Source organism: Streptomyces pathocidini, from assembly GCF_001418495.1.
Taxonomy (GTDB): Bacteria; Actinomycetota; Actinomycetes; order Streptomycetales; family Streptomycetaceae; genus Streptomyces; species Streptomyces pathocidini.
This window is the reverse complement of sequence record NZ_LIQY01000244.1, coordinates 1-11,304: the sequence shown is the minus strand read 5'-3', so window position 1 is coordinate 11,304 and position 11,304 is coordinate 1. Positions and strand designations below refer to the sequence as shown.

The following is an 11,304-nucleotide window of genomic DNA, read 5'->3' as shown; positions in this document are numbered from 1 at the left end:
GTCCCGTGGGAAGGGGCCGGGGCGGCCGCGTGCGGGGCCGCCGCGGGCTGCTCGGCCGCGGCGCCCGGCTGCTGCGCCTTCCCGGGCTCCTCGCCCAACAGTCCCTGGGGGACGACCAGTACGGCCTGGACACCGCCGTAGATGTTGCTCTGCAGCTGGACGACGATGCCGTGCCTGCGGGCCAGGGCTGAGACCACGAACAGCCCGATCCGGCCGTCGGCGAGCAGCTTGCCGACGTCGATGTGGTCGGGGTCGGAGAGCAGCGCGTTCATCCGCGACTGCTCCTCGCGCGGCATGCCCAGACCGCGGTCCTCGACCTCCACGGCCAGACCCGCCGTCACCTTCTGGACGCGCAGCAGGACCTGGGTCTGCGGGGCGGAGAAGATCGTGGCGTTCTCCACCAGCTCGGCCAGCAGGTGGATGACGTCCGCGACCGCGTGCCCGCGCAGCGTGCCCTCGATGGGCGGTACGAGTTTCACCCGCGAGTACTGCTCGACCTCGGCGATCGAGGAGCGCAGCACCTCGGTCATGGTGACCGGACGGCTCCACTGGCGGCGGGAGATGGCGCCGCCGAGCACCGCCAGGTTCTCGGCGTGCCGCCGGATGCGGGTCGCCAGGTGGTCGACGTGGAACAGGCCCTTGAGCAGGTCCGGGTCCTCGACCTCGTTCTCCAGCTCGTCCAGCAGCTCGATCTCGCGGTGCACCAGGGACTGCAGCCGCCGGGCGAGGTTGACGAAGACCTCGACCTTCTCCTCGCTGCCCTCGGCGCTGCCGCGCACCAGCTGCGCCGCCTGCACCAGGGCCAGTTCGGCCTGGCGCTGGGCCGCCGCGAACTCGTGCGCCAGCAGGTCCAGCGCATCGCCCTGCGGGCGCGGCAGCGGGGGCTCCTGCGGCAGTTGGAGCCGCTCGCCCTGGCCGAGCCGCCGCAGCAGCTCGTGCAGGTCCGACTGGCCGCGGGCGGTGGCACGGCGCAGCGCGGCGTAGCGCCGGGAGGCCCGGCGGGCCTCGGCGTCGCCGGCTATCGCGCCGCCCAGCAGGGCGGCGAGCCCGAGGACCGCGGCACCCGTGAGCACGCCCCAGGTGGCGGCGTCGGCGTACCCCGCCTGGGCGCGTAGCACGAAGAACAGGACCGCGGTCGAGACCACGGCGACCACGGCGGCGGGCACCACGGCCAGGCGCACCAGACGGGCCCTGGTGGCGGACTCGGCCGCCGCCTCGTGGGTGCCCGGTGACCTGCCGTGCCGCTTCCCTCTCGGCACCGCCGTGACCGGAGCGACCGCAGGAGTCGCCGCTGTGGGGCGACCGGCATCCGGGCGCGCGGCGAAGGTGGGCGGTTCAGGCATCGGGATCCTCTCGATGAGCCGGTACGGGCGCACGGCAGCGCACCGCAGGCTAACCGTCAACACGCATATGCGTTTGGGCTGTTACCGACTTCGCTACCGTACGCCACCCCCGTTCGTGCTACGTAATCGCACAGGGGTCGGAAGCGGGAGAGGAACCCCGGCGAGATTCACCGGAACGAATGACCCCCGCACACCCCCGTGTGGGACCCCTGCCACCGGGTACTCGCCAGCGGTCCCGAACGCGCCCTTTCGGCGCGGTACGAGAGGCGTCATGCCGACGTGTCCGAAGGGGGAGCACCGAACATGGACCACCGACAGCTGCGCGAACTCGGCCAGCAGCTGCGCGTCGACGCCGTACGGGCCGCCGACGCCGCCGGCTCCGGCCACCCCACCTCCTCGATGTCCGCGGCGGACCTGATGGCCGTCCTGCTGGCCAACCACCTCCACTACTCCTTCGACCGGCCCGAGCACCCCGGCAACGACCACCTGATCTTCTCCAAGGGCCACGCCTCGCCCCTGCTCTACGCCCTGTTCAAGGCCGCGGGCGCGGTGCCCGACGGTGAACTGCTCAGCTTCCGCAAGCTCGGCAGCCGCCTGGAGGGCCACCCCACGCCGCGCCTGCCGTGGGTCGACGTGGCCACCGGATCGCTCGGGCAGGGCCTGCCCGTCGGCGTCGGCCTCGCCCTGGCCGGAAAGCGGCTGGACCGGCTGCCGTACCGGGTGTGGGTGCTGCTCGGCGACAGCGAGCTGGCCGAGGGCTCGGTGTGGGAGGCGTTCGAGCAGGCCGGGCACGACCGGCTCGACAACCTCACCGCCGTCCTGGACATCAACCGGCTCGGGCAGCGCGGGCCCACCCGCCACGAGTGGGACCTCGACGCCTACTCGCGCCGCGTCCAGGCCTTCGGCTGGCACACAGTCGAAGTCGACGGCCACGACATCGCCGCCGTCGACCAGGCCTTCGCCGAGGCCCGCTCCACCGCCCTGCGGCCCACCGCGATCATCGCCCGTACGAAGAAGGGGCGCGGTGTCGCCGCCGTCGAGGACCGGGAGGGCTTCCACGGCAAGCCGCTGCCCGACGCGGCCGGCGCGATCGAGGAGTTGGGCGGCCTACGCGACCTGCACGTCGAGGTGCACGCCCCGCCCGAGGTGCACGAACCGGAGCGCCCCACCGCCGCCCTGCGCCTGCCGCGGTACGACGTCGGAGGCAAGGCCGCGACGCGTGACGCGTACGGCCGGGCGCTCGCCGCGCTGGGCACCGCACGCGGCGACGTGGTGGTCCTCGACGGCGAGGTCGGCGACTCCACCCGGGCCCAGCTCTTCGCCGAGGACCACCCCGACCGGTACTTCGAGTGCTACATCGCCGAGCAGCAGATGGTGGCCGCCGCGGTCGGCATGCAGGCCCGCGGCTGGGTCCCCTACGTCGCCACCTTCGCGGCCTTCCTCACCCGCGCCCACGACTTCCTGCGCATGGCCTCGGTCAGCCGCGCCCGGCTCGCCGTCGCCGGATCCCACGCCGGGGTCTCCATCGGTGAGGACGGGCCGTCCCAGATGGGCCTGGAGGACCTGGCGATGCTCCGCTCGATCCACGGCAGCACCGTCCTGTACCCCTGCGACGCCAACCAGACCGTCCACCTCGTCGCCGCCCTCGCCGACTGCCCCGGCATCGGCTATCTGCGCACCACCCGCGGCAAGACCCCGGTCATCTACGGGCCCGCCGAGCGGTTCCCGATCGGCGGCAGCAAGGTGCTGCGCTCCTCCGACGAGGACCGGGTCACCCTCGTCGCCGCCGGTGTCACCGTCCACGAAGCCCTCGCCGCCGCCGGGCGGCTCGCCGAGGACGGCATCCCGGCGCGCGTGGTCGACCTGTACTCGCTCAAGCCCGCGGACACCGCGACCCTGCGCGCCGCGGCCGAGGACACCGGATGCGTGGTCACGGTCGAGGACCACCATCCGGAGGGCGGCCTGGGCGACGCGGTCGCCGAGGCCTACGCCGACGGCGGCCCCGTACCCCGCCTCACGCGCCTCGCGGTCCGTACCCAGCCCGGCTCCAGCACCCCCGAACAGCAGCTCCACGCGGCCGAGATCGACGCCGCCGCCATCGCGTCGGCGGCGCGCGAGCTCGTCGCCTGAAGGGCCTGTGGAGCCGAGGGCCGGCGCGTGGAGGCCGGCGCGTCGCCCGGCCGATTCAGCGCGTCAGCCAGCCGACGACGAAGAAGACCGCGAACAGGACGACCACCGCCATCACCGCGATGATCGGCCCCGCGCCCCAGCCTTTGGCCGGGTTGTAGGTCTCCCGGGGGCCCGCGCCCGAGAAGCCGCCCTCGGCGGGTGGGGTCTCCTCGGGCGGCACCCCGCCGGGCTCGGGGGTGCCGGGCGAGGTGGGCCGCTCGGAGGTGCCGGGCGAGGTGGGCCGGGACTCCGGCTCCGGAATGCGTTCGTTCATGGCCCCCGGGTGAGCAGGACGGGCCGTTTCACACCTCGGCAGCCCGAGAAGGGGCGTCAGCCCGCGATGGACGTCAGCCGTCCGAGACGGGTGTCAGGATCGGCCCCTGCCCCCGTGCCCGGCCTCGTGCCTGCGGCGGTGCTCGACGACCGCGAGGTCCGCCAGCGCCAGCAGGGACAGCACCGCGCAGACGATCGCGAGCGCCCCGAGCACCCCCGAACTCGGCACGCTGCCCGGGTCCGACCGGGCCGCCCAGATCGCGAACCCCACGGCGCCGGCGATGAACAGCGGGGTGAAGACGACGGACAGCACCAGCCTCAGCCCGAGCGGGCTGCGCGCGGTCAGCGGCTCCGTGCCGGTCCTCGGGTTTCGGTGCATCCGATGATCGCGTAGGGCGTACATGACGGCCTCCCAGCGTGGGGACGGGCCCCACCCCGCTCTCTCCAGGGTAGGCCCGCCCGAACGCGGAGCGAGCCCGCCCGTGCGCGGAACGGCCCGCCCCTGCGGGCCACGGGCGGGCTCCCTCCGCGCACGCGGGGGTCAGGGGGTGGACGGCGGCGCGTCCTGGACCCGCGTTCCCCACCGGGAGGGCTTCGGACCCACCCGGAACGCCAGCTCCCCGCCGCGCCGCAGGTCCTCCGTCCTGAGCCAGGTCTTCGCCAGGTCCCGGCCGCCGAGCCGCACCGACTGCACGTACCGGTCGCTGCCGCTCGTACCGGGCGCCGAGATCCGCAGGCCCCCGGTCGGGTACCAGCGGCGGTCCAGCCGCAGGTCCACCCGGTCGAAGACGGGCGTCGACAGGCCCCAGGTGTCCGTGCCCGGGAAGACCGGGAAGACGCCGAGCGAGGACAGCACCATCCACGAGGACATCGTGCCCAGGTCGTCGTTGCCCGTGATGCCGTCCGGCGCGTCCGCGAACAGCGTCAGCGCCGCGTGCACCACATCCGTCGTCTTCGCCGGGCTGCCCGTCGCCAGGTAGGTGTACGGGGCGATGAGGTCCGGCTCGTTCTGCGGGTTGTACTTGTCCGCGTTGTAGTAGTCGTACGGGCCGTTGATCCACACCTCGCGCGCCGTGCCCTCGGGGTCCCGCACCAACCGCTCGTACGCGAAGAAGGAGTCGAGTCGCTTCTCGGTCTCCGCGCGTCCGCCGATGAGCTCGATCAGCCCGGGCAGGTCCTGCGGCACCAGCCAGGTGTACTGCCAGGACGTGCCCTCGTGGAAGGCGTCGCCCTTGGCCGGGTCCGCGGGCCCCGTGAACGCGCCGTCGGCGTCCCGGCCGCGGAAGAAGCCGGTGGACGGGTCGAAGACCTTGCGGTAGTTCCGTGCGCGGGCCGCGTACCGCTCGGCGTCCTTCCCGTGCCCCAGGCCCCGGGCCATCTCGGCCAGCGCCGCGTCCGCCAGCGCGTACTCGAGCGTGGCCGAACCGCCGTGCCGGTAGTCGGAGTCACCGGGCTTGGCCTTGGGCCGGTCCGGCAGGTGCGGGACGTAACCGTCCGCCAGGTACGCGCGGTTGCCCTCCCGCCCCAGGTACGGGGAGTCCTGCGGCGGCACCCCGTCCGCGTTCTTCCGCAGCGCCCGGTACGCCTCCTCCTCGTGGCCCGCCAGCAGCCCCTGCCGGTAGGCGTTGGTGAGGAACGGGGTCACCGGGTCGCCGGTCATGATGTTCGTCTCGGCCGTCGCGTAGCCCCACTTGGGCAGCCAGCCGCCCTGCTCGTCCACCTTCAGCAGCGAGAGCGCCATGTCCCGCGACTCCTGCGGCGCGAGCAGCGAGAGCAGCTGCGCCTGGGTGCGGTAGGTGTCCCACAGCGACCAGTTCTGGTAGTACGTGAAGCCCCTCGCGCGATGGGTCCTCCCGTCCCAGCCGGTGTAGCGGCCGTCCACGTCCTGGCCGGTGTTGGGGTGCAGCAGCGCGCGGTAGAGCGCGGAGTAGAACACCCGCCGCCGCTCCAACGAGCCGCCCTCCACCCGCACGTGGCCGAGCCGCTCCTCCCAGGCCGCGCGCGCCTTCGCCGCGGCCCGGTCGAACGTGTCCCGACCCTCGGCCGCGAGGTTGCGGGTCGCGCCCGCCGGGTCGACGTAGCTGATGGCGGTGGTGGCCTCCACGTCGCGGTCGCCGCCGGTGGTGTCGAACCGCACGTACGCGCCGCGGCGGCCCGGCCCCTCCGAGGAGTCGCCGCCCGCGGTCACCTCCTCGCCGTCCCATGTGCCGTGGGAGGCGAAGGGGCGGTCGAAGCGGGTGACGGTGTGGACCGTGTAGGGCTCGGTGCCCTGGCAGAACCCGCTGCCGGTGACGGTGGTGGCGACGGTCCGGTCGTCCACCACCTCCACCTGGCTGTCCGTCACCTTGTGGAGCGCCTGGCCCGCGTTGAGCAGGACGTTGGCCTTGTCGGTGGCGGGGAAGGTGTAGCGCTGGCGGCCGGTGTGCTCGGTGGCGCTCAACTCGGCGGTGATACCGCCGTAGTCGGCGAGGCGGACCTTGTAGAAGCCGGGGGAGGCGCTCTCCTCGTCGTGGCTGAACCCGGAGGCGTACTCGGCGTTGTCGGTGCTGGTGATGTCGCCCGTTGTGGGCATGACGGGCAGATCGCCGCCGAGCGCGCAGCCGACCCCGGCCAGATGGACGGCGGAGAAGCCGCGGATCCTGGAGTCGTCCCAGTCGTAGCCGGTGTTGTGGCCGGTGTCGGGGGAGAGCTGGACCATGCCGAACGGGACGGCGGCGCCGGGGAACATGTTGCCCTCGTTCCTGGTCCCGACGAACGGGTTGACGAGGTCGGTCAGCGGTCCGCCGGTGCCGTCCGCCCCGGCGACGGTGGGCACCGAGCCGCCGAGCGCCCCGGCCAGCAGCGCCGCGGCGACAGCGGCTCTGACACCCCCGGGCGCACGACGGCGCGCGGAAGGCCGGGGCCTTGCGCCGCTGCGTTCGAACCATGCCATGTGCGGCCTCCAGGGGACAACGTTGTCAGGTTGGCCGTGCCAGGCTCGCGGGCCCTGAGGGGCATGTCAAGGACCCGTCGCGGGGGAGGAGTTGGGGCGCCGGGTCGCCGTCCGGCGCGGTGGTGTGCGGTGGTATGTCCACTGGGGTGGCCCACGGTGCGCCGGGGGCCCTCGTCGAGGGGTTGCGAATGCGCCCCCCTCGCGATACCCCGCTCGGGCACCGGCGGGTGGGAAACCGGTGCCGCCGGGATCACCACCAGGTCAGCGGCGACGAGCTCGGCGAGGCCCGTGCGTGGCCTGGATCCCCACCCCGGCCGCCGCGGTGACCGCACGGCGCGTGCACCGCCCGCGCGCCACCGGGCGCTCCGTACGGCCGGGTCGGCGGATGCCCCGGCACATCGCGTACCTCGTCCGCGCGCAGGGCCGGTTGGTGGGCGATTGGCGATGGCCGGGTGGGGAACCCGGGCGCCGAACCGTCCGTGCAAGGGCGTGCCCGCACGGGCTGCCGCCACTCGCCGGGAAGGGACCATGACCCGTCCGCGCATCGTGATCGTCGGAGCCGGGTTCGCCGGCTACCACGCCGCCCGTACGCTCTCCCGCCTCGCCCGGGACGCCGCCGAGATCGTGCTGGTCAACCCCAACGACTACTTCCTCTACGTGCCGCTGCTGCCGGAGGTGGCGACCGGGATCCTGGAACCGCGCCGGGTGACGGTGTCGCTCACCGGCACCCTGCCGGGCGTACGCCTGGTCCTCGGCACCGCCGACACCATCGACCTCGACGCGCGCCGCGTCGGCCTCACCGACCCCGAGGGCGACCACCGCGACCTCGCGTACGACCGGCTGGTGCTGGCCGCGGGCAGTGTGAACAAGCTGCTGCCCGTGCCCGGTGTCACCGAGTACGCGCACGGCTTCCGCGGCCTTCCCGAGGCGCTGTACCTGCGCGACCACATCACCCGCCAGCTCGAACTCGCCGGGAACGCGGCGAGTGCCGAGGAGCGGGCCGCGCGGTGCATGTTCGTGGTGGTCGGCGCGGGCTACACCGGCACCGAAGTCACCGCCGGCGGCAAGCTGTTCACCGATCGGCTCGCCGCGGAGCACCCCGTGCTGCGCGACGAGGAGCGGCCGCGCTGGCTGCTGCTCGACCTCGCCGAGCGCGTGCTGCCGGAGCAGCCGCGGCACATGTCGGACACCGCGGCGAGGGTGCTGCGCCGGCGCGGGGTGGAGGTGGGCACCGGTACGTCCGTGGCCGAGGCGGCGAAAGACGGCGTGCACCTGACGGACGGGCGGTACGTGCCGAGCCGCACGCTCGTGTGGTGCGTCGGCGTGCGGCCGGACCCTCTGGTGGACGACCTCGGGCTGCCGACGGAGAAGGGGCGCCTGACCGTGGACGAGTACCTGGCCGTCCCCGGCCACCCCGAGGTCCTGGCCTGCGGCGACGCGGCGGCCGTCCCGGACCTCGAGAACCCCGGGCGGATCACCCCGATGACCGCCCAGCACGCGGCCCGCCAGGGGAACACGGCCGCGCACAACCTGGCCGCGTCGTACGGGCACGGCGAGCGCGTCCCGTACCGCCACCGCGACCTCGGTTTCGTCGTCGACCTCGGCGGCGCCGACGCCGCCGCCAACCCGCTGGGCATTCCCCTCGGCGGCCTCCCCGCCAAGGCGGTGACCCGCGGTTACCACCTGATGGCCATGCCGGGGAACCGCGTCCGCACGGCCACGGACTGGCTCCTGAACGCGTTCCTCCCCCGCCAGCCGGTCCAACTGGGCCTGATCCGATCCGCCGCGGTCCCCTTGCAGAACACATCCCCGGAGACCCCGGTCTTCCGGGAGAGATGAGCGGGAGCCTTACGGGTCGCGGCGGGAGGCTTTCGCGGTGGCTGCGTGATGCCGCTCCGGCCTTGGGCGCGGGGCCAGGGCGGCGGCATCGTGCCGCGAGCTCGGCCGGCGGCCGTAGCGGTTCGCGCTGCCGCGTGACGGCTTCGGCGGTGCCGAGCCGGTCTCGGTCGGGGTTCGGGAAAATCGTCCGCCTGGCAAAATGGACGCATGCCTGAGTTGCCCGAGGTCGAGGCGCTGGCCGGGTTTTTGGGGGAGAGCCTGGTCGGGCGGACGGTCGAGCGTGTGCTGCCGGTGGCCGTGAGCGTGCTCAAGACGTACGACCCGCCGGTCACCGCGCTGGAGGGGCGCGAGTTCACCGCGGTGGGGCGGCGCGGGAAGTTCCTGGATCTGGCCGCCGGAGACCTGCACATGGTGGTGCATCTGGCCCGCGCCGGCTGGTTGCAGTGGAAGGAGAACCTCCCCGCCGTACCGCCGCGCCCCGGCAAGGGCCCGCTGGCCCTGCGGCTGCGGCTGGCCGAGCCCGAGGGCGCGGGGTTCGACCTGACCGAGGCGGGAACCCAGAAGCGCCTCGCGGTCTACGTCGTGCGCGACCCCGCCGACGTGCCCGGCGTCGCCCGCCTCGGCCCCGATCCGCTCGCCGACGGCTTCACCCTCGGCGCCTTCGCCGACCTCCTCGGCGGCGAGCGGCGGCAGATCAAGGGCGTGCTGCGCGACCAGAGTGTGATCGCCGGGATCGGGAACGCGTACTCCGACGAGATCCTGCACGCGGCGAGGATGTCCCCGTTCAAGCTCGCCGCGAGCCTGGACGAGGACGAGACCGCGCGCCTTTACGCCGCCGTCGGCACCACCCTCCGCGAGGCCGTCGAACGCTCCCGCGGCCTCGCCGCGGGCAAGCTCAAGGCCGAGAAGAAGAGCGGGCTGCGGGTGCACGGCCGCAAGGGCGAGCCGTGCCCCGTCTGCGGTGACACGATCCGCGAAGTCTCCTTTAGCGACTCCGCGTTGCAGTACTGCCCGACCTGCCAGACAGGCGGGAAGCCCCTCGCGGACCGCCGCCTGTCCCGCCTCATCAAGTAGGGAATCGAGTCGAGCAGCGCTCGAGTCTCGAGTGGAGTCGGCACTCAGGTCGCGCTCGCCGCGCCCTCGCCGCGCCCCGCCTTCGCCAGCGCGGACCGCCGGTAGGAGTACCCGAAGTAGACGACGAGCCCCAGCAGGAACCACACCGCGAACCGCACCCACGTGTGCCACTGCAGGAACGTGATGAGCCAGATCGAGGCCACGACGCCCAGCGCCGGCACGTACGGCATGCCCGGGCAGCGGAACTGCCGGGGCAGGTCCGGCTGCCGGTAGCGCAGCACGATGACGGCCACGCAGACGACCGCGAAGGCGAGCAGGATGCCGATGTTGGTCAGCTCCGCCGCCTCGCCGATCTTCACGAACCCGGCGATCCCCGCGGCCGCCGCGCCGACGATCCACGTCACGCGCGTCGGCACGTGCCGGGTCGGGTGCGTCTTGGCGAACCAGTGCGGCAGCAACCCGTCCCGGCTCATCGAGAACCAGACACGGGTACAGCCCAGCATGAACGTGAACATGACAGTAAGGATGCCGATGATCGCGCCCACCGCGATCACGTCCGCGATCGCCCCGAGCCCCGCCGCCTTGAACGCGGAGGAGAACCCGCTCTCCGGGTCGATCTCGGTGTAGTGCTGCATACCCGTCAGAACCAGGCAGGCCAGCACGTAGAGCACCATCGAGATGGCCAGCGAGTAGATGATCGCCTTCGGCATGTGCCGCTGTGCGTCCTTGGACTCCTCGGCCGCGGTGCTCATCGCGTCGTAGCCGAAGACCGCGAAGAACACGGTCGCCGCCCCGGTGAACGCGCCCCCGACCCCGAACGGGAAGAAGGGGCGGTAGTTCCCGGACTTGATGTGGAAGAACCCGACCACGATGACCAGCAGCACCACGAGGACCTTCAGGGCCACCACGGCGGTCTCGAACCGTGCCGCGCTCTTGATGCCCAGGTTGAGGAGGTACGCGATGAGCAGGCACAGCAGGGCCGCGATCAGGTCCACCCGGTGGCCTTCGCCCGTGCCCGGCGCGCCGAGCATCCAGGCGGGCAGCTCGGCCCCCAGCTCGCCCAGCAGGAAGCTGAAGTAGCCGGAGATGCCGATGGCGACGACGGCGACGATCGCGGTGTACTCCAGCAGGAGGTCCCAGCCGATGAACCAGCCCACCAACTCGCCCAGTACGGCGTAGCCGTAGGTGTAGGCGGAGCCGGCCTTCGGGATGAGGCCCGCGAACTCCGCGTAGGAGAGCGCGGCGGCCGCGCTCGCGAGCCCGGCGATGAGGAAGGACACCAGGACGGCTGGTCCCGCCGTGCCGTTGGCGACCGTGCCCGCGAGGGTGAAGATGCCGGCGCCGATGATGCCGCCGACACCGATGGCAGTCAGCTGCCACAAGCCCAGTACCCGGGTGAGCCGTTCACTCGGGGCGCCTTCCGGCTCCTCGATGTGCTCGATCGGTTTCCGGCGTAGTACGCCCTGTCCCATCCGGAGTCCAGCCATGACCCTGTCCTCTCCGTCCATGGGGAACCCAAGCGGTCTCTGAGCGAATCCTTATGGGTTTTTGAAGATTCCCGTGCATGACGCGATCGGGTACGACCGTACGCATAAGGTCGGCGACACCGGAAGGACGCGACCTCGCCCCGCCTGCTCTCACCCCACGGAGGTCAATCCACCGATGATCCGGCAC

Annotated in this window: 8 protein-coding genes; 3 read left to right on the top strand and 5 right to left on the bottom strand. The window is 73.0% G+C overall.

Features of this window, described 5'->3' with window-relative positions; translation table 11 throughout:
- Positions 1-1,343 (bottom strand): sensor histidine kinase (locus AOK16_RS13395; RefSeq protein ID WP_169790891.1); only part of this gene is annotated, 1,343 nt, incomplete at its 3' end.
- A 303-nt stretch (positions 1,344-1,646) separates the two neighbouring features.
- Here AOK16_RS13395 and AOK16_RS13390 point away from each other — a divergent pair.
- Positions 1,647-3,473 carry a transketolase gene (locus tag AOK16_RS13390; protein WP_055472491.1) on the top strand — a complete coding sequence of 609 codons (1,827 nt, stop codon included), beginning with the start codon at positions 1,647-1,649 and terminating at the stop codon, positions 3,471-3,473.
- 55 nt (positions 3,474-3,528) lie between these two features.
- Here AOK16_RS13390 and AOK16_RS13385 read toward each other — a convergent pair whose 3' ends face one another.
- The 3 genes from AOK16_RS13385 to AOK16_RS13375 all read right to left on the bottom strand — a co-directional run bounded on the left by AOK16_RS13385 (position 3,529) and on the right by AOK16_RS13375 (position 6,717).
- On the bottom strand, positions 3,529-3,786 hold the full coding sequence (locus AOK16_RS13385; RefSeq protein WP_055472490.1) for a DUF6480 family protein: 258 nt from the start codon (positions 3,784-3,786) through the stop codon (positions 3,529-3,531).
- A 93-nt stretch (positions 3,787-3,879) separates the two neighbouring features.
- Complete coding sequence (locus tag AOK16_RS13380) at positions 3,880-4,164, bottom strand: DUF6343 family protein (protein WP_055472489.1); 285 nt, start codon at positions 4,162-4,164, stop codon at positions 3,880-3,882.
- A 162-nt stretch (positions 4,165-4,326) separates the two neighbouring features.
- Positions 4,327-6,717 carry a GH92 family glycosyl hydrolase gene (locus AOK16_RS13375; RefSeq protein WP_079101339.1) on the bottom strand — a complete coding sequence of 797 codons (2,391 nt, stop codon included), beginning with the start codon at positions 6,715-6,717 and terminating at the stop codon, positions 4,327-4,329.
- A 528-nt stretch (positions 6,718-7,245) separates the two neighbouring features.
- Between AOK16_RS13375 and AOK16_RS13370 the strand changes: the two genes are divergently transcribed.
- Together AOK16_RS13370 and AOK16_RS13365 are read left to right on the top strand one after the other, a co-directional pair.
- Entirely contained in the window at positions 7,246-8,556 is a 1,311-nt protein-coding gene (locus AOK16_RS13370) for an NAD(P)/FAD-dependent oxidoreductase (RefSeq protein ID WP_055472488.1), read from the top strand.
- A 207-nt stretch (positions 8,557-8,763) separates the two neighbouring features.
- A complete protein-coding gene (locus AOK16_RS13365; protein WP_055472487.1) occupies positions 8,764-9,630 on the top strand; it encodes an Fpg/Nei family DNA glycosylase in 867 nt (288 codons plus the stop codon).
- A gap of 44 nt (positions 9,631-9,674) precedes the next feature.
- Here the strand turns inward: AOK16_RS13365 and AOK16_RS13360 are convergent, their stop codons facing one another.
- The gene (locus AOK16_RS13360; RefSeq protein WP_055472492.1) at positions 9,675-11,117 is read right to left on the bottom strand and encodes an amino acid permease; all 1,443 of its coding nucleotides are present in this window, start codon (positions 11,115-11,117) and stop codon (positions 9,675-9,677) included.
- Between the last annotated feature and the right edge of the window lie 187 nt (positions 11,118-11,304).

Coding starts and splice junctions, on each gene's coding strand:
- AOK16_RS13390 (WP_055472491.1), top strand. CDS start 1,647: ATGGACCACCGACAGCTGCGCGAACTCGGCCAGCAGCTGCGCGTCGAC.
- AOK16_RS13375 (WP_079101339.1), bottom strand. CDS start 6,717: ATGGCATGGTTCGAACGCAGCGGCGCAAGGCCCCGGCCTTCCGCGCGC.
- AOK16_RS13380 (WP_055472489.1), bottom strand. CDS start 4,164: ATGCACCGAAACCCGAGGACCGGCACGGAGCCGCTGACCGCGCGCAGC.
- AOK16_RS13360 (WP_055472492.1), bottom strand. CDS start 11,117: ATGGCTGGACTCCGGATGGGACAGGGCGTACTACGCCGGAAACCGATC.
- AOK16_RS13370 (WP_055472488.1), top strand. CDS start 7,246: ATGACCCGTCCGCGCATCGTGATCGTCGGAGCCGGGTTCGCCGGCTAC.
- AOK16_RS13385 (WP_055472490.1), bottom strand. CDS start 3,786: ATGAACGAACGCATTCCGGAGCCGGAGTCCCGGCCCACCTCGCCCGGC.
- AOK16_RS13365 (WP_055472487.1), top strand. CDS start 8,764: ATGCCTGAGTTGCCCGAGGTCGAGGCGCTGGCCGGGTTTTTGGGGGAG.